14 protein-coding genes and 1 pseudogene are annotated in these 18,706 nt (G+C 74.7%); 8 read left to right on the top strand and 7 right to left on the bottom strand.

Features of this window, described 5'->3' with window-relative positions; all coding sequences use genetic code 11:
• Positions 1–5 precede the first annotated feature (5 nt).
• On the bottom strand, positions 6–1,373 hold the full coding sequence (locus ACFXMG_RS03650) for an NAD(P)/FAD-dependent oxidoreductase (protein ID WP_383829879.1): 1,368 nt from the start codon (positions 1,371–1,373) through the stop codon (positions 6–8).
• A 61-nt stretch (positions 1,374–1,434) separates the two neighbouring features.
• On the opposite strand from ACFXMG_RS03650, the gene ACFXMG_RS03645 reads away from it, so the two are divergent.
• Both ACFXMG_RS03645 and ACFXMG_RS03640 read left to right on the top strand, forming a co-directional pair.
• Complete coding sequence (locus ACFXMG_RS03645; RefSeq protein ID WP_383829876.1) at positions 1,435–3,018, top strand: aspartate:alanine exchanger family transporter; 1,584 nt, start codon at positions 1,435–1,437, stop codon at positions 3,016–3,018.
• A gap of 137 nt (positions 3,019–3,155) precedes the next feature.
• Positions 3,156–3,960: pseudogene (locus ACFXMG_RS03640) on the top strand (serine/threonine-protein kinase); the annotation flags it as partial.
• Between the two features lie 1,092 nt (positions 3,961–5,052).
• On the opposite strand, the gene ACFXMG_RS03635 reads toward ACFXMG_RS03640, so the two are convergent.
• Positions 5,053–6,585 carry a flavin-containing monooxygenase gene (locus tag ACFXMG_RS03635; protein ID WP_383829873.1) on the bottom strand — a complete coding sequence of 511 codons (1,533 nt, stop codon included), beginning with the start codon at positions 6,583–6,585 and terminating at the stop codon, positions 5,053–5,055.
• A gap of 101 nt (positions 6,586–6,686) precedes the next feature.
• Complete coding sequence (locus ACFXMG_RS03630) at positions 6,687–7,277, bottom strand: TetR/AcrR family transcriptional regulator (protein WP_383829870.1); 591 nt, start codon at positions 7,275–7,277, stop codon at positions 6,687–6,689.
• A 141-nt stretch (positions 7,278–7,418) separates the two neighbouring features.
• Between ACFXMG_RS03630 and ACFXMG_RS03625 the strand changes: the two genes are divergently transcribed.
• The gene (locus ACFXMG_RS03625) at positions 7,419–8,261 is read left to right on the top strand and encodes a class I SAM-dependent methyltransferase (protein WP_383829867.1); all 843 of its coding nucleotides are present in this window, start codon (positions 7,419–7,421) and stop codon (positions 8,259–8,261) included.
• A gap of 36 nt (positions 8,262–8,297) precedes the next feature.
• Here ACFXMG_RS03625 and ACFXMG_RS03620 read toward each other — a convergent pair whose 3' ends face one another.
• Complete coding sequence (locus ACFXMG_RS03620; RefSeq protein ID WP_383829864.1) at positions 8,298–9,494, bottom strand: YncE family protein; 1,197 nt, start codon at positions 9,492–9,494, stop codon at positions 8,298–8,300.
• A gap of 987 nt (positions 9,495–10,481) precedes the next feature.
• Here ACFXMG_RS03620 and ACFXMG_RS03615 point away from each other — a divergent pair.
• Both ACFXMG_RS03615 and ACFXMG_RS03610 read left to right on the top strand, forming a co-directional pair.
• Positions 10,482–11,183, top strand: a complete 702-nt coding sequence (locus ACFXMG_RS03615) for a ribonuclease H (RefSeq protein WP_383829861.1) — start codon at positions 10,482–10,484, stop codon at positions 11,181–11,183.
• 288 nt (positions 11,184–11,471) lie between these two features.
• Complete coding sequence (locus ACFXMG_RS03610; RefSeq protein WP_383829858.1) at positions 11,472–12,155, top strand: GNAT family N-acetyltransferase; 684 nt, start codon at positions 11,472–11,474, stop codon at positions 12,153–12,155.
• A gap of 202 nt (positions 12,156–12,357) precedes the next feature.
• On the opposite strand, the gene ACFXMG_RS03605 is transcribed toward ACFXMG_RS03610, so the two are convergent.
• Positions 12,358–13,020 (bottom strand): GAP family protein, encoded by a 663-nt coding sequence (locus tag ACFXMG_RS03605; protein WP_383829855.1) that lies wholly within the window; start codon positions 13,018–13,020, stop codon positions 12,358–12,360.
• A 336-nt stretch (positions 13,021–13,356) separates the two neighbouring features.
• On the opposite strand from ACFXMG_RS03605, the gene ACFXMG_RS03600 reads away from it, so the two are divergent.
• The gene (locus ACFXMG_RS03600; RefSeq protein ID WP_383829882.1) at positions 13,357–14,379 is read left to right on the top strand and encodes an enoyl-CoA hydratase/isomerase family protein; all 1,023 of its coding nucleotides are present in this window, start codon (positions 13,357–13,359) and stop codon (positions 14,377–14,379) included.
• Here the strand turns inward: ACFXMG_RS03600 and ACFXMG_RS03595 are convergent.
• A complete protein-coding gene (locus tag ACFXMG_RS03595) occupies positions 14,339–15,046 on the bottom strand; it encodes a lysophospholipid acyltransferase family protein (RefSeq protein ID WP_383829852.1) in 708 nt (235 codons plus the stop codon). The two genes, ACFXMG_RS03600 and ACFXMG_RS03595, sit on opposite strands and share 41 nt — an antisense overlap.
• Before the next feature lie 241 nt (positions 15,047–15,287).
• Here ACFXMG_RS03595 and ACFXMG_RS03590 point away from each other — a divergent pair, with 241 nt between their 5' ends.
• The gene (locus ACFXMG_RS03590; RefSeq protein ID WP_383829849.1) at positions 15,288–15,716 is read left to right on the top strand and encodes a hypothetical protein; all 429 of its coding nucleotides are present in this window, start codon (positions 15,288–15,290) and stop codon (positions 15,714–15,716) included.
• 127 nt (positions 15,717–15,843) lie between these two features.
• The gene (secD, locus tag ACFXMG_RS03585; protein WP_383829846.1) at positions 15,844–18,156 is read left to right on the top strand and encodes a protein translocase subunit SecD; all 2,313 of its coding nucleotides are present in this window, start codon (positions 15,844–15,846) and stop codon (positions 18,154–18,156) included.
• 53 nt (positions 18,157–18,209) lie between these two features.
• Here the strand turns inward: secD and ACFXMG_RS03580 are convergent, their stop codons facing one another.
• Positions 18,210–18,572, bottom strand: a complete 363-nt coding sequence (locus ACFXMG_RS03580) for a YrdB family protein (protein WP_383825564.1) — start codon at positions 18,570–18,572, stop codon at positions 18,210–18,212.
• Positions 18,573–18,706: the final 134 nt, after the last annotated feature.

Raw genomic sequence — 18,706 nt, 5'->3', positions numbered from 1 at the left:
CGGGATCAGCCGACCGCTCCCCGGAACGCCCGCGTGTGGACCCGGACCTGATCCGGCGTCAGATAGGAGTCGGTGTACTCGAAGTCCCGCAGTGTCCCCGCCTTCGAGGCCAGGAACCCGGTCCGTACGTAGTCGTCCCCGGCCACCGCGTTCAGCAACCAGTTGGTCATCACCCGGGTCTTGGCCACATTGGTCCGCAGCGCCGCCCAGTGGTAGCCGCGGGCCACCGCCTGGGCCGCCGGCCCGTGCAGCTCCACGCCCAGCGGCTTCGATACCCCGTCCATCCCGCCCAGGTCCACGACCAGGCCCAGGTCCTTGTGCACATAGGGGTGCAGGGACTCGCCGCGCAGCGTCGCCACCAGGTTGTCGGCGAGCGCCTTGCCCTGGCGCATCGCGTGCTGGGCCGTCGGCGGGCAGATCGCGCCGTCCTCGCCCTTGGCGAGGTCGGGCACGGCCGCCGCGTCGCCGAGCGCCCACACTCCGTCGAGCCCCGGCACCGCCATGTCGGGCGTCGTCACCAGCCGGCCGCGCATCGTCTCCGCGCCGACCGTCCCGATCAGCGGGCTCGCGGCCACCCCGGCCGTCCAGATGAGGGTGCGGCAGGGCAGCACCCGGCCGTCCGTCAGGGTGACCGCCTCGTCGTCCACCGAGGCCACCGACACCCCCAGCGAGACCTGGATGCCCCGCTTGGTCAGGATGTCCATCGCGGCCGCGCCCAGCTTGTCGCCCAGCTCGGGCATCAGCTTGGGGGCGATGTCCACCAGGTGCCACTTGATCAGGGCCGGGTCCAGCCGGGGGTACCGCTTGACCGCGTTGTGGGTGAGGAGCTGGAGACAGGCGGCCGTCTCGGTGCCCGCGTATCCGCCGCCGACCACCACGAACTGGAGCCGCGCGGCCCGCTCGGCCTCGTCGTCGCTCGCGTCCGCCAGGTCGAGCTGGGCGATCACGTGGTCCCGGACGTAGACCGCCTCCGCCAGGGTCTTCATGCCCCGGGCGTGGTCGGCGAGCCCCGGGATGTCGAAGGTCCGGGTCACGCTGCCGGGCGCCAGCACCAGGTGGTCGTACGGCTCCACCTCGTACTCCCCTGAGATCGTCCGGAGCACCACGGCCTTGGCCGCCGTGTCCACGCCCACCGCGCCGCCCGGCACGATCCGCGTCCGGTGCTTCTGGCTGCGCCGCAGCGACAGCGCCACCGACTGCGGCGTCAGGACGCCCGCCGCCACCTGGGGGAGGAGGGGCAGGTAGAGCTGGTACGAGAAGGGCGAGAGCAGCGTGATCCGCGCCTCCCGCTCGGTCAGCCGCCGTTCGAGCCGCTTCACACAGCCCACTCCGGCGAACCCGGCGCCCACCACGAGAATCCTCGGTCGCGTCACGCTTGCCGCCTTCCGTCCGTATGAGCGTGCAAAGTGCCCTGGCTTATGACTGCATAGGCACATGTGGCAATTTTTCGCTGACTATCCGTGGTTCACCCTTTTTATCGTCATTGCGGCGGGATCGCTCTTCGGCATGGTCCGCTTCGGGCCCGTGAAGCTGGGCGCGGCCGGAGTCCTCTTCGTCGGACTGCTGGTCGGGGCCCTGGACCCGGACGTCGGACCGGCCGTCCCCGCCGGGCTCTCCGTCCTCGGCCTCGCCCTGTACGTCTACACGGTGGGCCTGGAGGCGGGTCCGGCCTTCTTCCGGGAGCTGCGGCCGCAGCTGGCCGTGATGCTCGGCGCCGTCGTCGCGCTCGTCCTCACCGCCCTCGCCGTCGGCCTCATCGGCAACAAGCTCTTCGGCATCTCCGGCCCGTTCCTGGCGGGCGGGTACGCGGGCATCGGCACCACCACCCCCGGCCTGGCCGCCGCCCAGGCCGCCTCCGACGACCCGACCCAGGCCGCCACCGGCTACGCCATCGGCTACCCCCTGGCCGTCGTCCTCACCATCCTCTTCGTCGCGGCCGTCGCCGCCGTACGGAACTGGCCCGGCCGCCGCGACCCGGGCACCGGCCTCCCCGACCGGCTCATCACGCGGACGGTCGACATCATCCGGCCCGTGCCCTGGGCCGACGTGCCCGGCGTCGCGTCCGGCGAACTCCTCGCCAGCGCCCACCGCCCGGCCGGTTCGATCGTCCACATCGTCACCGGCGACCCCGGCCCGCTCGCCCCCGGCGACGCGCTCGTCCTGGTCGGCGGCCCGGAGGCGGTCGCCGCCGGCGTCGCCGCCCTCGGCACCGAGGCGCCCGGCCACCTGCTCGACCACCGCGACGTCGTCGACTACCGCCGCATCCTGCTCACCAACCCGGACCTCGCCGCCCGCACGGTCGCCGAGCTCGGCCTCGCCGACCGCTTCGGGGCCCGCGCCACCCGGGTCCGCCGCGGCGACCAGGACCTCCTCGCCCACGACGACCTGCTGCTCCAGCTCGACGACCGGATCCGCGTCGCCATGCCCCGCGAGCGGACCGCCGAGGTCTCCTCCTACCTCGGCGACACCGAGGCCAAGGTCAGCGAGGTCAGCGCCGTCAGCATGGGCCTCGGCCTCGCCGCCGGCTTCCTCATCGGCATCCCCAAGCTCACCCTCGGCTCCACGGTCCTCTCCCTCGGCACCGCCGCGGGACCCCTCGTCATGGCCATGGTCCTCGGCCGGCTCCGCCGCACCGGCCCCCTCGTCTGGGTCCTGCCGACCCGCGCCAACCTGACCCTGCGCCAGATCGGCCTGCTCGTCTTCCTCGCCTGCGTCGGCCTCACCTCCGGCTACGCTTTCCGCCGCGACGCCTTCTCCCTCTTCGGCCTCAAGCTCCTCGCCGTCCTCGTCATCGGCGCGGTCCTCAGCTACGCCCTGATGGTCCTCATCTGCCGCCTCCTCGGCCAGAGCCGCCCCCGCACGATGGGCCTGCTCGCGGGCTACGTGGGCAACCCCGCCATCACCGCCTACGCCAACAGCCGCGTCTCCGACAGCCGCGTGAACACCGGCTACGCCACGCTCTTCGCCCTCGCCATCCTGGTGAAGATCGTCTGCATCCAGCTGATCGTCGGCCTCTGACACATCTGCCAGACGCCTGAAAGCCAACTAGGCCGAATCGTCCGGTAGTTGGAGTGACGCACGCCACAGTGTGAGCGGGGGGCGGGCGGCGTCGGCCATACTCGCACGCGATGACTCAACAGGGGAGCGTGCCGCACATGGGGCTGGGGTCACAGGGCCGGGACCTGCCGGAACGGATCGGCGGGTACGTCCTGGAACGGGAGCTGGGCGCGGGCGGCATGGGGACGGTGTACCTGGCGCGGTCCCGCGGCGGGCGCACCGTGGCCGTCAAGGTGGCCCGGCCCGAGCTGGCCGCCGACCCCCACTTCCGCGCCCGCTTCCGGGCCGAGGTGGAGGCCGCCCGCAGGGTCGGAGGCTTCCACACGGCCCCGGTCGTCGACGCCGACCCGGACGCGGAGACCCCCTGGCTGGCCACCGCCTACATCCCGGGGCCGACGCTGTCCGGCCTGCTCGGCGAGCGGGGCCCGATGGACGAGCGGCAACTGCGCATGCTGGGCGCGGCCCTGGCCGAGGCGCTCCAGGCCATCCACGCCTGCGCCCTTATCCACCGCGACCTCAAGCCGGGCAACATCATCATGGCCGACGACGGCCCCCGCGTCCTCGACTTCGGCATCGCCCGCGCCCTGGAGTCCACCCGCCTCACCTCCACCGGTACGGCCTTCGGCACGCCCGGCTTCCTCGCCCCCGAGCAGGCCCAGGGGCTGGAGGTCGGCGCGGCGGCGGACGTGTTCGCACTGGGCGCCGTACTGGTCGCGGCGGCCGGCGGCAGCGCCTTCGGCGAGGGCACCCCGATGGCCCTGATGTACCGGTCGGTCCACGAGGAGGCGAACCTCTCGGCCCTCCCCGAGAGCCTGCGCCCGGTCGTCGCCGCCTGCCTGGCCAAGGAGGCGGGGCAGCGGCCGACACCGGCGGAGCTGCTCGATCTGTTCGTACCGGAGGTGACGCGGGATCCGATTCCGGGGCCGGGCCGGATTTTGGATCCAGCCCCGGCGCCGGACGGGATTTTGGATCCGACCTCGGCGCCGGACGGGGTTTCGGATCCGACCCTGGGGCCGGACGGGATTTCGGATCCGACCCCGGCCCCGGACCGGATTTTGGATCCGACCTCGGCCCCGGACCGGATTTCGGATCCAGCCCCGGCGCCGGACGGGATTTTGGATCCGACCCCGGCCCCGGGCCGGATTTTGGATCCGACCTCGGCGCCGGACGGGATTTCGGATCCGACCCCAGCCCCGGATCGGATTTCGGATCCGACCCTGCCGCCGGATCGGATTTTGGATCCGACCTCGGCTCCGGCCTCGCTCCCGACCCCGACCCCGACCCTGGCGGTACCCGCCCCAGCGGGCGTCGAGAATGCCGCGACCCTCACCGCCGCCGTCCCCCACTCCGAGTCACGCGAGCCCCGGCAGCCCCGGCAGCCACAAGAGCCACAGGACCGGGTACCCGCTCCCGTGCCCGGCCGGGGGAGGCGCTCCGGGTTCGTCGCCGCCGCCGTGGCCGGGGCGCTGCTGGTGGCCGGGACGGTGGTGTACGCCCTGTACGAGCCGCCGCCCGAGGGCACGCCCGCGTCCCTGCCCGAGGCCACGCACATGCTCGTCATGCCGAACTCGATGCTGGGAGACGCGTACAACCAGAGCTCCGAGGTCCTTCCGTCGGCCGCGCGGACCGACGACGCGCCCGAGGAGGACACGAGCTACCTCTCCGCCGCCTACTACGGGTCCGGCAAGGCGGCCTTCCGGGGGCTGGAGGCATACGGCGTCTTCGGCCGGCTCAAGGACCCGGAGGAGCGCCGGGAGACGTACATGAGCGTCGCCACCGGGGACAAGGTCATCGAGCCCCGCCGGGAGTTCCGCTTCCCCGGCTCCGACGTCGAGTTCAGCTGCCACATGGTCACGGTGTCCGGGACCTACACCACCCTGTGCGCCTGGGCCGACGCCAACACCGCGGTGAGCGTCTCGTTCAGCCCGGCCACCGTCTCCCTCGATCTGGCGGCGAAGGAGACCCAGAAGATCCGCGACGCCATGCGCACGCCGATCATCTGACCGGCGGTCGGCGCGCGAAGTGCAGCTCCGGATCGGCGATGCCGCCGGCCCGCAGCAGCCTGACGTCCGTGGAGTAGTGCACCGACGTCCGCCAGGGTGCCCGGTCGCCCTGGCGCGGGAGGCGCCCGACGGCGCGCCGGACGTAGCCCGAGCCGAGGTCGAGGAGCGGGCGGGTCGGCATGGCGGGATCCGCCACCTCGGGGCGGCAGATGTCCAGGCCGTGGCTGTCCATGTGCCGGAGCAGCCGGCAGAAGTGCTCGCCGATCAGGTCGACCTTCAGCGTCCAGGACGCGTTGGTGTAGCCGATGGCGAGGGCGAGGTTCGGTACGCCGGAGAGCATCAGCCCCTTGTACGAGACGGTGTCCGGGAGGTGCACCGCGGCGCCGTCGACGGTGAGCGCGACGCCGCCCATGGCCTGGACGTCCAGGCCGGTGGCCGTGACGACGAGGTCCGCCTGGACGTGCCGCCCGGACCCGAGCGACACGCCGGACTCGGTGAAGGTCGTGATCCGGTCGGTGACCACGCTCGCCCTCCCCTCCCGGATCGCCGCGAACAGGTCCCCGTCGGGCGCGGTGCACAGGCGCTGGTCCCAGGGGTCGTACGGCGGGGAGAAGTGCTCGTCGACCGGGTAGCCGGGCGGGAGCAGCCGGGCGTTGAGGCGGCGCAGAAGGCGGCGGGCCGCCTTCGGGTACCTCCGGCAGAAGCGGAAGAACGCGCTCTGCTGGAGGACGTTCTTCCGCCGGGCCAGGGCGTGGCCCCGCTCCTCGCCGAGCATCCGGCGCAGGGCTTCGGCGACCGCGTCGTTCCGGGAGACGGGCAGGACGTACGTCGGCGTGCGCTGCACCATCGTCACGTGCGCGGCGGTGCCGGCCATCGCGGGTACCAGCGTGACGGCCGTGGCGCCGCTGCCGATCACCAGCACCCGCTTGCCGGTGTGGTCGAGGCCGTCGGGCCAGTGCTGCGGGTGCACGACCGTGCCGCGGAACCGCTCGCGGCCCTCGAAGTCGGGGGTGAAGCCCGCGTCGTAGCGGTAGTAGCCGCCCGCGGCGAAGAGCCAGTCGCAGGTCAGCGTGGTCGACTCGCCGGTGTCGGTGCGCTCCACCTCGACCGTCCAGCGCGCTCGCGCGGTCGACCAGGAGGCGGCGCGCACCCGGTGGTGGTAGCGGATGGCCCGGTCGAGTCCGTACTCGGCCGCCGTCTCGCGCAGGTAGTCCAGGATCCGCGACCCGTCGGCGATGGCCTGCTCGTCCCGCCAGGGCTTGAACGCGTAGCCGAAGGTGTAGAGGTCCGAGTCGGACCGGATTCCGGGGTAGCGGAAGAGGTCCCAGGTGCCGCCGAGGGAGGCGCGGGCCTCCAGGACGGCGAAGCTCTTCGACGGCAGCTCCCTGCGCAGGTGGCAGGCGGTGCCGATGCCGGAGATCCCGGCGCCCACGACGAGGACGTCCAGGTGCTCGACGTCGGCGTGCGAGGTGTCGTCGGGCGCGGCGGAGCGCTGCCCCGCCGGTTCCGGGAAGGAGGAGGTCATGGCGTAAGCCTGTGCGAAGACGGCCCTCTCGCGCCAGCCCGGACCGAAGCGAGACGGACAAGGCTGGGCGTGGTCCGGACACGGTCCGGCCGACCCTCCGCCTAACTCTCCGGCGGGACCAGGGTGTTCATCAGGCGCCGTACCGCCGGGCGGGGGTCGGGGGAGTCGGGCCAGGTGGTCATCAGGAGGTGGTGGCTGGTGCCGACCAGGGCGAGGGCCGCGGTGGCGGGGTCCAGGGCGGCGGGCGTGCGGCCGAGGGCGCGTTCGGCCTCCAGGTAGGCGGCGACGGCGTCCTCGATGGCCGTGAAGCCCGGAGCACCGGCCTCCAGGGCCTCGCGGACGCGGAGCGCGGCGGCGGGGCGGGCCATCGCGAGGCCGGCGACGGCGGGTCCGCCGGTGGCGAAGAGGGCCAGGACGACGGCGTCGAGGTTCCCGGCCACCGTGCCCTGCCCGACCAGCCCGGTCAGAGCCCGCGCCCGCGCCGCCGTACGGGCGAAGCGGTCGAGGCACAGCTCGGCGACGAACTCGTCGAAGCCCTCGAAGTGCGCGTGCAGCAGGCCCTTGGCGCAGCCCGCCTCGGTGGTCACGGACCGGCTGGTGAGCGCGCCCGGCCCGTCCCTCTCCACGACCCGCTCGGCCGCCGCGAACAGCCGCTCGCGCACATCCGGGGTCGCCACTCCACGCGGTGACATGAGCCTGCCGTCCTCTCCTCGTACCGGCCGCATCCGACGAACTGGATCGTAAACCGGATGGCGCGAATGGGCACGCGCCCATACTGTGGGTCTCCGAGAATGGGCGTGTGCCCATTCTTCCCGTCACCCGTGGAGGCAGTCGTGACCACCATCGTCAACACCGCACAGGACCAGGCGTGGAACGGCCTTGAGGGCGCGCACTGGGCCCGCCACCAGGACCGCTGGAACGCCGTGAACGACGGCTTCAACACCCCGCTCCTGGACGCCGCCGGAATCGCCGCCGCCCACCGCGTGCTCGACGTCGGCTGCGGCGCCGGCCGGACCACCCGCCTCGCCGCCCTCCGGGCCCCGCGCGGACACGCGCTCGGCCTCGACCTCTCCGGCCCGATGCTGGCCGAGGCCCGCGCCCGGGCGGCCGCCGACGGCATCGGCAACGTCTCCTTCACCCGGGGCGACGCCCAGACGCACCCCTTCGAGGAGGGCGCCTTCGACGCGGCCATCAGCCGCTACGGCGCGATGTTCTTCGCCGACCCCGAGGCCGCCTTCGCCAACATCGGCCGCGCCCTGCGCCCTGGCGGGCGGCTCGCCCTGGTCTGTCCCTCCGACCCGGCGCTCAACGACTGGGTGACCGCGATGACCTCCCTGCGCGGCGTCCTGCCCGTCGGCGACTTCGGCCGCCCGGGCGACCCGGGCATGTTCTCCCTCGCCGCACCGGACCGGGTCCGCGCCGTCCTCACCGCCGCCGGGTTCACCGGGATCGCGATCGAGGAGTCGCGCGCGTACGGCACCTGGGGCCGGGACGCCGCCGACGCGGCGGACTTCCTGCTGGGCACCGGCCCCGGCCGCCACCTGATGGAGCGCGCCGACGAGCCCGCGCGGGCCCGCGCCCGCGCCGCCCTCACCGACCGCCTCCGCGCCCACGAGGCGCCGGACGGCACGATCCGGCTCCTCAGCACGGCGTGGCTGGTGACGGCGGCCCGCTAGCTGAGAGGACGACGGGTCGAGGGGACGGCGACTGGCTCAGAAGACGACGACGCCCAGCGGGCGCGAGCCCGCCGCGAGGCGCTCGACGTCGCCCGAGGCGAGGTCGACGACGCTGATCCCGTCCCAGTACCCGTCCCGCGTGAAGCCGCCGGTCACGTACGCGGTCCGGCCGTCCTTCGACACGGCGACGTCCTCGTGCGGCCCGTCGAGCGGGTACACCCGCTCGATGCCCTCGGGCGAGCGCACGGTCAGCGACGGCCCCCGGTCCTCGCTCGGGTCGATCGGGCCGGTGCCGACGGCGAACAGCGTCCCGTCCGGCGCCACGGTCGCCCCGTGCTGGTGGGTGTTGGCGCTCATGTCCTCGATCTCGACCCGCCCGGTGGCCGGGTCCACGACGGCGAGCCGCTCGCCCTCGAAGGGGAGCAGCAGCTTCCCGTCCGAGGGCCGTACGGCGGTGTAGTGCGGCTTCAGCCAGGAGCCGAGCCCGCCCTCGGTGCCGTACGGGGCGACCTCCACGCGCCGTGTGTCCAGCGAGTCGGCGTCGACGACGGTCACGTCGAAGGAGTCGTGATTGGTCGCGTACACGGCGGAGCCGTCCCGGCTCACGTCCACGTCGAACGGCCGGCGCCCCACGTCGACCACGTCCACGACCCGCGCGGACGCGGTGTCGATCACCTCCAGGGTGCCGTTCCCGCCGGGCACGTTCACGCCCACGTACACCCGCTTCCCGTCGGGCGAGAGCGCGATGCCCATCCCGCCGCCCCGGTACTCGCCGGTGGTCACCTGCCCGGTGTCGGTGCGGTACGGGACGAGGGCCAGGCGCCGGCGGGTGGCGGTGTCGACGACGGCGACGGCCTCGGCGGTCGCGACCCAGGCCCGTCCGTCCTTCCCGAGGACGAGCCCGTACGGCGCGGTGCCCACCTTCACGGAGCCGGTGGCCCCGCGCGCGGGATCGACGAACGTCACCGTGTCCGACCCGAAGTCGCTGACGAGCAGGGTCCCGGCCTTCGGCTTGGCACCCTGGTCCGCCGTGCCGGACGGAGTCGCCCCGGTGGTGGTGGTCGGGGGAGTGACGGTGACGGTGGGGGCCGATGCCGATGCCGAGGCAGTCGTCCCGCCGGATGTGACGGCCGGAGCCTCCTCAGCCTGGGCGCAGCCCGACAGCAGGACGCCGGCGACGGCCGCGGGCAGCAGGACGCGAGCGGTACGGGACGTGCGGCGGATCTTCGTCATCTCGGGCTCCTCGGTACGGGACAGAAGGAGGACACCGCGCGAACCGGCCCCTCCCGCATCCCGATCCTCCGGCCCCCGGGGCCTGGACCCCCTCGCCCGCCCGTCTACGCCCCCTGGCCCCTCCGGACGACCCGGGGGTCCACCGATCGGATGACCCGGCGGTGGGGGGTGGCGTCAGCCCTGGGGGAGCGACCGCATCGCGACGATGCCGGCGTGCCCGCCCGGGCCGCCCTGGCCGGGGACGGGACCGGGGCCCTGCATGCCCGACGGGCCCGGCAGAGCGGCGGGACCCGTCATCCCGGGCTGACCGGGCTGCCCCGGAACCCCCGGAAGACCCTGCCCGGCACCCGGACCCGGACCCTGACCGGGACCCTGTCCCGGCATCCCCGGCTGACCCTGACCGGCCATGCCCAGCTGACCCTGCCCCGGCATGCCCGGCTGGCCCTGCATTCCGGGCTGGCCCAACTGCGGCCGACCCTGCATCCCGGGCTGACCGTGCATTTCCGGCTGACCCTGGCCCGGCATCCCCGGCATCCCCGGCATCCCCGGCTGACCCGGCATCCCCGGCTGGCCCTGCATCCCGGGCTGCCCCATCGGCGGCTGGCCCTGCATGCCAGGCTGTCCGTGCATCCCCTGCGGGCCCGCCGGCGCTCCGACCCCCATCGGCTGCGGCGCGGGTGCGGGAACCTTGATGTACCGGCTCAGGTCCCGGAGTACCTCCTCCGCGGTCTGACGCACGTCACCGGGCACGTCCCCTCGCTCCCGTATGAGCTGGGCGTAGATCGGTGCGGTGCCGTCCGCGTGGTTCATGGAGTCCGTCGCTTCCTGTCAGCTGGGTCGGTGCCGCCACCGGCGGGCAGACGGCGAGTCTACGGGGAACCGCCGACAGCGCGTGGCCCGGGGAGCGCGCCTCCGGCCGGTCCGGGGACCCGGCGACCGGCCTGCCGGAGGCCCGGAGCACACCCCCGTCCGTGTCAGGATCGAAGGATGCTGGAGAAGATCATCGCCGCCTGCGACGGCGCGTCCAAGGGGAATCCCGGCCCCGCCGCCTGGGCCTGGGTCATCGGCCGGACGGACGGCACCGTCGAGCGCTGGGAGGCCGGCCCGCTCGGCCGCGCGACCAACAACGTGGCCGAACTCACTGCCCTGGAACGGCTCCTGGAGACCCTGGATCCCGCGGCTCCCGCGGAGATCCGGATGGACTCGCAGTACGCCATGAAGGCCGTCACCACCTGGCTCCCGGGCTGGCGCCGCAAGGGCTGGAAGACCGCCGCCGGGACCCCGGTCGCCAACAAGGACCTCGTCGTCCGGATCGACGCCCTGCTCACCGGCCGGGACATCGACTTCGTCTACACCCCCGCGCACCAGGCCGACGGCGACCCCCTCAACGACGCCGCGGACCGGGCCGCCAGCCACTCCGCCCGCACCCAGGAACCCCTCGGTTCGGACGCCGGATCCGCCCTCCCCGACCCCGAGCCCGCCACCGCGCGCGCCTCCGCGCCCCGAACGCCCCGGGCGCGCTCCTCCGCGCCGGGCGGAACGGCCGGGTCCGGTGCCCGCCGGAGTCGCCCGTCCGGCGGCACCCTGAAGGCCAAGTTTCCGGGCCGCTGCCGCTGTGGGCGTGCCTATGACAAGGGGGAGACCATCGCCAAGAACACGGAGGGCTGGGGGCATCCCACCTGCGTCTGAGCGCTGAGGCCGTCCGAGGGGCGGGCGGCCCTGTCCGCCCCGTGAGACCGCCTTCCGAGCGCCTCCGGCAGGCTTCACCCGCGCGTGGATCCAGGTTCTCCCGGGGTTCTGTTCTCAGAGCTGTTGTGGCTGCATACTGTTCCTCCTCGCACCTGGTGACGAACCGTTTTGCCTGCTCATCCGACGTCTCTCGACGTGAAATCGGCACCCGGCGAGATTCCCCCCTTCACTTCCGGCGCACAGCGTCGTGACGGAAGTGACCCCTGCCCGTGAAAGACCCGAGGTTCCGTGCCAGTACCTGTTCTCCTGACCGGGCGCTCCGTGCGCCTGGAGCCGCTGGCGATGCGGCACGCCGAAGCCCTTGCGCGGGCCGGCGAGGCGGACCGATCGGCCTATGCCTTCACTCCCGTGCCGAACGGCCTGGAATCCGCTCTCGACTACATCGCCCGCGCCCTGGCCGAACAGGCCGCCGGGCGCTGTCTGCCCTTCGCCCTGGTCAGTACCGCCGACGACCGGGTGATCGGCTCCACCCGCTTCCTCGAACTCGACTACTGGCGGGGGCCGCTCGTCTGGCCCCCGACCCCCGGCCTCCCCCACGGGGATCCGCTCACAGCGATCCCCGACGCCGCCGAGATCGGGAACACCTGGATCTCGGGCGACGCCCGGGGCACGGGCATCAACACCGAGGCGAAGCTGCTCATGCTCCGCCACGCCTTCGAAACCTGGGGCGTCCGCCGGATCACCCTCCGTGCCGACGCCCGCAACACCCGCTCGCGCGTGGCCATCGAACGCCTCGGCGCCACCTGCGAGGGCACCCGCCGGGCGCACTCGCGCGGCCTCGACGGCGCCGTCCGGGACACGGCCTTCTACTCGATCCTCGACGAGGAGTGGCCCACCGTCCGGGACATCATCGAGCTGCGCCTGAGCGCCCCCCGCCGGAGCCGGGTCCTCCAGGACCTCCTCCCGGCCTGAACCGCCCCGCGCCGCCTGACCTGCGGGCGGCGCCACGGGGTGGTTCCATGGAAGTGACGGGAAGGACTCCGTGCGAGGACACGGAGTAGCGGTCCCCGAGGGCCGCGCACCGTGCAATCAGGATCCGCGAGAAGCGGGTGAGTCCTTCCCGCCCCACCCTCCCTTCCCGATCCGCGTTCCGCCGCGCCCCGGGACGCGGGCGTCAGCCGCCCGACAGCTGGTAGAGACTCCGGCTGACCAGCCACAGTCCCAGCAGCACACACACGCCGATGACGGCCGGCTCCTTGTGGCGCCGCAGCCATCCGTGCAGGCCCATCAGGGCGTTCCCGGTCGGCTCCGGCGCGAAGACCATCGCCAGCTCCATGGCGAGCAGACTGGACGTGGCCACCAGGCAGAAGCCCGCCAAGGCCACAACGGACGCCGGCTCAGAGAGATCGGCCTGGACGACGGTGGCGGCCGCGGCGCCGACCATCCCCCACGGCTGGAGGAGTACGGCGAGGGCCGCGGCGGACCAGACCGAGGCGCCGTCGTGGGCGGACGCCGGGGCCTCCTCGGCAGCCACAGGCTCGTGCGCGCCGCTCCGTACCCGGTGCCATCGGCGGAGCCCGTACACGACCAGGCCCGCGCCGATGACCAGCGTGACCCAGAGTGCCGCGACGGACGGCGGGGAGCGGGGCGCGGGAGGGTTCCCGCCCGTGAGCAGCAGGACCAGCGTGATCACGAGGACGAGGCACGCCACCCAGGCCACGATGAACACCAGCCCCTTGCGTACGCCGCGCGGCGAGGCCAGCACCAGCGCGAAGGCCATGACCGGCAGCGGGAACAAGGTCACCGCCAGCCCGATCAGCAGCAGGTCGACCACCATCGCGTCACCGCCCGTCCCGGGTCCCCGGTCCCCGGTCACCGGCCGCACGCGCGCGTGCGGCCGCCCGGACCGCCTGCGGGGAACGGGCCGGGCCCTGTCTCCCCCCCCTCAGGACCGTCCCCCGACCCACGCTAGGCCGCGCCCGCCGCCCCCGCCCGCCGGCCCTGAACATGCGGCCTGGAACATGATCGACACCCCCTGCGGCACGCCCGGTAGCGTGGGCGGCGACACAGTGCCGTGCCAGGGAAGGACCGAGTGATCGCCGTGCCCGCCGAACACCCCGCCGAGGAAGCCCCCGCCTCCGCCCTCGCCCCCGCAGCCCCGGACACGCACGTCCTGCGCCGCACCGAGGGCCGGGCCGGATTCCTCACCCTCGACCGGCCCCGGGCCATCAACGCGCTCACCCACCCCATGGTCCGCGCCCTCGACGCCGCCCTCTCCGCCTGGGAGCACGACCCGGCCGTCACCACCGTCGTCCTGCGCGGCGCGGGGGAGCGGGGCCTGTGCGCGGGCGGCGACATCCGCGCCATCCACGACGACGCCCGCGCCGGCGGCTCCGCCTCCGCCGCCTTCTGGCGCGACGAGTACCGCCTCAACGCCCGGATCGCCCGCTACCCCAAGCCGTACGTCGCCCTCATGGACGGCATCGTCATGGGCGGCGGCGTCGGCGTCTCCGCCCACGGCTCCGTCCGCGTCGTCACCGAACGCTCCCGGATCGCCATGCCCGAGACCGGCATCGGCTTCGTCCCCGACGTCGGCGGCACCTGGCTCCTCGGCCGCGCCCCGGGCGAACTCGGCACCCACCTCGCCCTCACCGGCAGCCAGATCGGCGCCGCCGACGCCCTCCTGGCCGGCCTCGCCGACCACCACGTCCCCGCCGCCGCGCTCGACGCCCTCGCCGCCGACCTCACCCGGCTCCCCGCCGACGAGGCCCTGGCCCGCCACACCACCCCGGCCGCCCCCGGCGTCCTCGCCGAGCAGCGCGACTGGATCGACTCCTGCTACTCCGCCCCCACCGTCGAGGAGATCGTCGACCGCCTCTTCGACACCGGCGACCCCGCCGCCAAGGAGACCGCCACCACCCTCCTCACCAAGTCGCCGACCGCCCTCAAGGCCACGCTCACCGTGCTGCGCGCGGCCCGCGCCCTCGACAGCCTCGAAGCCGTCCTCGACCTGGAGTACCGGGCCTCCTGCGCCGCCCTCACCAGCCACGACCTCGTCGAGGGCATCCGCGCCCAGGTCGTCGACAAGGACCGCGACCCGCGCTGGGACCCGGCGACCCTCGCCGGGGTCACCGACGCCGACGTGGCCCGCTACCTCACGCCGCCGCCCGGCGGCGACCTCGGCCTCGCCGGCTGACCGGCTCCGCCCCGGCGGCCGGCTCGCCCAGCGCCAGCGCCGCCGTCCGCCACGCCTCGGTGACGGCCCCGCGCGCCAGGGCCGTCGCCGCCGGTACGTCCTCCGGCAGCCGCAGCGGCGCCCCGATGTGCACGTGCAGGCAGGGGCGCCGCAGCGGCGCGGTCAGCACGCCCGCGATCTGCTTCACCGCCCCGCCCGAGGTGATCCGCCGCGCCCCCGCCTGCCCGACCGGCACCACCGCCGCGCCCGTCGCCCCCGCGAGCCGGGCCAGACCGGTGCGGAACTCCTCCGGGGGCGCCTCCGAGGACTCCCGGCGCGGCGGGATCCGCCCCTCCGCGTAGAGCATCACCGGCCGCCCCGAGGCGAGCGCCACCGCCGCCCGGTCGAGCGCCGCCGAGGCGTGCGCGGTGTTCCGGTGCACGGGGACGTACCCGTCCCGCGACAGCGCCCGCCCCAGCCCCGGCACCCTCCACAGTCCGGCCGCCGCGAGCAGCACCGGCTCGACGGCCAGCCGCCGGCGCAGCGCGGCCAGGACGAGCGCCGGGTCGGCGAGCGAGGTGTGGTTGACGACGATGATCGTGCCCGGCTCGATCCGGGCACCGGGGTCCATCGTCACGGTCAGGCGCCCGAAGAACGGCACGAGACGGGCGGCGAGACGACTGAGCAAGAGCGGGATCCTCCACCTTCGGAACGGCTGCGACGGGTACGACGACGGGCCCGCCCATCGTCGGCCGGAGCCCTCGCCTCCGTCATGGGTGCCCGTACTCACCCCGTACTCACCGCGTCCCTCACCCCGTACTCAGTCCACCCCGCCGCCCACCTGGTGTCCGGCCTCCGCCGCCACCCGTCTACGCTGGCCCGACGCGGAGTCACGAAGCGGAGTCACGACGAGGAACAGGGGGTGGACGGTGGGCACGACACAGCCGGCCTCCGTCCGCGTGCTCGCCCGACTCCTCCCGGCGCTGCTCTGCGCCCTCTGCGCCTTCCTCGTGGCCCCGGCCCCCGCACACGCGTCCGCGCCCGCGCGCGTACATGCCTCCGAGCAGGCGGCCGCGCCCGTGGCCGTCGTCCCGACGGCCACCGTCGGGGACATCGAGCCGGTCCCGTCCGCGCCCGACACCCACCTCTCGGGCGCCGAGGCCGCGGAACTGCCCGCCGTCGTCGAGCAGTCCGTACGGTTCCCGGCGCCGCCCGTCGCGCCCCCGGTCGTCCGGGGCGTCGACCACGCCCCCGTACGCGGGCGCGTGGCGGGGGATCCGCGCCGCGAGCGGGCGCCGCCCGGCCTCCCGTACGACCCCGGGGCTCCTCGCGGCCCACCCTCCACCCGGCACAGCTGACGCCGTTCCACCGCGCCGCCGTCCGGGCCTCCGGCATGTCCGCCACCCGGCCACGCGCGCGTACCCCAGCCGTTCCGGCACGGACCGCCGCCCCGCGCGTGCGGCCGTGCACCGCCGTGGAGGACCCATGCCCTCGTCCGCCGTGCTCCGGCGCGCGCTCCTCGCGCTCGCCGTCGTCGCACTCGCCCTCTGGACCGCCCTCACCACCTCGCCCCGCCTCGGACTCGACCTGAAGGGCGGCACCCGGATCGTCCTGGAGACCCAGGACGCCCCCGGGGTCCGCGCCGACGCGGAGGCCACCGACCGCGCCCTCGAAGTGCTCCGCAAGCGGGTCGACGGCCTCGGCGTCGCCGAGCCCTCGCTCGCCCGCTCCGGCGAGAACCGGATCGTCGTCGAACTCCCCGGCCTGCGCGACCCGCGCGAGGCCGCCGAGGTCATCGGCCGCACCGCCCAGCTCACCATCCACGCCGTCACCGGCACCGCCGCGGCCGCGCCGGCCGGGAGCCCCGCCGCCGACGGCACCCGCACCCTCGCCGACCCCGACGCCGCCCCCGGCTCCGGAGGCTTCCTCACCCTCGCCGCGCCCGCCCTCACCGGCGACGGCGTGAAGAGCGCCGACGCCGCCCTCGACACCACCAACGCCCGGGGCTGGACCGTCGACCTCGCCTTCCGCGACGGCGCCGCGGCCGACTGGGCCCGCCTCACCGGCGAGGCCGCGTGCGCCCCGGCCGGCGACCCCGCCCGGCGGGTCGCGATCGTCCTCGACGACCGGATCGTCTCCGCCCCCGCCATGCAGACAGGCGTGCCCTGCGGCAGCGGCATCGCCGGCGGCGCCACCCAGATCACCGGCGGCTTCTCCGCCGAGGAGGCCCGCGACCTCGCCGCGCTCGTCGAGGGCGGCGCCCTGCCCGTCCCCGTCACCACCGTCGAACAGAGCACCGTCGGCCCGACCCTCGGCGCCGAGGCCATCCGCGCCAGCGCCCTCGCGGCGGTCATCGGCCTCGCCTGCACGGGCGTCTTCGTGATCGCCGTCTACCGGCTCCTCGGCCTCCTCGCTACGATCGCCCTGCTCCTCTACGGCCTGATCTCGTACGCGGCCGTCGTCGCGCTCGGCGCCACCCTCACCCTCCCCGGCCTCGCCGGCTTCGTCCTCGCGGTCGGTATCGCCGTCGACGCCAACGTCCTCGTCTTCGAACGGGCCAGGGAGGAGTACGCGGCCCTCGGCCGTTCCGCCGCCACCCGCGATCCGCGCCGTCCGCTCGCCGCCGCCTTCGGCAAGGCGTGGAGCGCCGTCGCCGACTCCAACGTCACCACCCTCCTCGCCGCCGGCCTCCTCTTCGCCTTCGCCACCGGACCGGTGAAGGGCTTCGGGGTGACCCTCGCCATCGGCGTCCTCGCCTCGATGGTCACCGCCATGGTGATCACCCGGCTGCTCGCCGACGTGGCCCTCGCCGTGCCCGCCGTACGCCGCAGGCCCGCGCTCACCGGCATGGCGGGCCTCGGCCGGCTCCGTACCCGGCTCAACCGCAGGGCGCCCCGGCTGATGGTCCACCGGCGCCGCTGGTTCACCGTCAGCACCGCGCTGCTCCTCGTCGCCCTCGCCGGGATCGGCGTGCGGGGTGTCGAGCTCGGCGTCGAGTTCACCGGCGGACGGGACGTCCAGTACACGGCCACGCGCCCGGTGGACGCCGACGCGGCCCGCGCCGCGGTCGCCGCCGCGGGCTTCCCCGACGCCGTCGTGCAGACCACCGGCGACGGCGGACGGGATGTCACCGTGCGGGTGGGGGAGACCGGCGACGCCGCCCAGACCCGCATCACCGAGGCCCTCACCGAGACCGCCGGTCCCGTCACCGTCGAACGCGACGACCTGGTCGGGCCGAGCCTCGGCGGCGAACTGCGCACCCACGCGCTGCTCGCGCTCGGCCTCGCCGTCGCCGCCCAGCTCGTCTATCTCTCCGTCCGCTTCCGCTGGACGTACGCGGCGGCGGCCGTCGCCGCGATGGTGCAGGACGTGCTGCTCGTCGTCGGCCTCTTCGCCTGGCTCGGCAAGCCGGTGGACAGCGTCTTCCTGGCCGCGCTGCTGACCGTCGTCGGCTACTCGGTCAACGACTCGGTCGTCGTCCTCGACCGGCTCAGGGAGCTGCGGCGCAAGGGCGGCCGGCTCCCCCTCGCGGACCTCGCCGACCGCGCGGTCGCCCAGACCCTGCCCCGTACGGTCAACACCGGCATGGGCGCCCTGTTCGTCCTCGCCGCGCTGGCCGTCCTCGGCGGCGACACCCTCACGGACTTCTCCGTGGCGCTGCTCGCCGGCGTGGTCCTGGGCATGGCGTCGACCGTCTTCACCGCGCTGCCCCTGACGGTCACCCTCGAAAGCCGGGCGCCGGCCCCCGCCCGCCCGGTGAAGCCCCGCGCCGCCAACCCCACGGGCGCGGTCGTCTGAGCGGCCCGGGGCCGCCGCCGGTCACCGGCGGCGGCCCCGGGGGCACGTCCGGGTCAGACCCCGTGGTAGTCCGGGGAGCGCCGGGACATCGTCACGAGCACCGTGTTCACCGCCGCCACGACGCCGAACACCACCGCCCACGTGTCGTGCCCGAGCCCCGCGAGGGCCAGCGCCGCCGCCCCGAAGACCAGCACCTTCACGGTCAGGACCCCCGCGAGCGGAACCTTGAACTTGGCCTTCGGGGCGGCGAACAGCCCCCAGAGCGTCGCCGCGGCCCCCGGCACCGCCACGGCCGTCACCAGCCGCAGCCAGACCGGATCGAACCCGCTCCACCCCCACCAGGCGAGCACCCCCAGCGCGAGCATCTCCAGCAGGAAGGCCAGGAGATCGTTCAGTATGTGCGCCGCGCCCCGCATGTGACGTCCTCTCACCGGGCAGCGCCCGGCAGCTCGTGACGAAGACCCCGCCCCCTCGACCAGGTCCGCACGCATGATCGCAGAAACCGCGCCGGGCCCCGGGGTACGGGCGTAGCGTGGGCCGAAGGGGCGGT

Source organism: Streptomyces sp. NPDC059201, from assembly GCF_042754585.1.
In the GTDB taxonomy this organism is placed as follows: Bacteria; Actinomycetota; Actinomycetes; order Streptomycetales; family Streptomycetaceae; genus Streptomyces.
The sequence above is the reverse complement of the archived record's forward strand: the minus strand, read 5'-3'. Positions and strand labels throughout refer to the sequence as shown.

Bases quoted from the DNA above. Each gene is read 5' to 3' on its own strand.
- ACFXMG_RS03620 (WP_383829864.1), bottom strand. From the start codon at position 9,494: ATGACGAAGATCCGCCGCACGTCCCGTACCGCTCGCGTCCTGCTGCCC.
- ACFXMG_RS03630 (WP_383829870.1), bottom strand. From the start codon at position 7,277: ATGTCACCGCGTGGAGTGGCGACCCCGGATGTGCGCGAGCGGCTGTTC.
- ACFXMG_RS03605 (WP_383829855.1), bottom strand. From the start codon at position 13,020: ATGGTGGTCGACCTGCTGCTGATCGGGCTGGCGGTGACCTTGTTCCCG.
- ACFXMG_RS03645 (WP_383829876.1), top strand. From the start codon at position 1,435: ATGTGGCAATTTTTCGCTGACTATCCGTGGTTCACCCTTTTTATCGTC.
- ACFXMG_RS03615 (WP_383829861.1), top strand. From the start codon at position 10,482: ATGCTGGAGAAGATCATCGCCGCCTGCGACGGCGCGTCCAAGGGGAAT.
- secD (WP_383829846.1), top strand. From the start codon at position 15,844: ATGCCCTCGTCCGCCGTGCTCCGGCGCGCGCTCCTCGCGCTCGCCGTC.
- ACFXMG_RS03580 (WP_383825564.1), bottom strand. From the start codon at position 18,572: ATGCGGGGCGCGGCGCACATACTGAACGATCTCCTGGCCTTCCTGCTG.
- ACFXMG_RS03635 (WP_383829873.1), bottom strand. From the start codon at position 6,585: ATGACCTCCTCCTTCCCGGAACCGGCGGGGCAGCGCTCCGCCGCGCCC.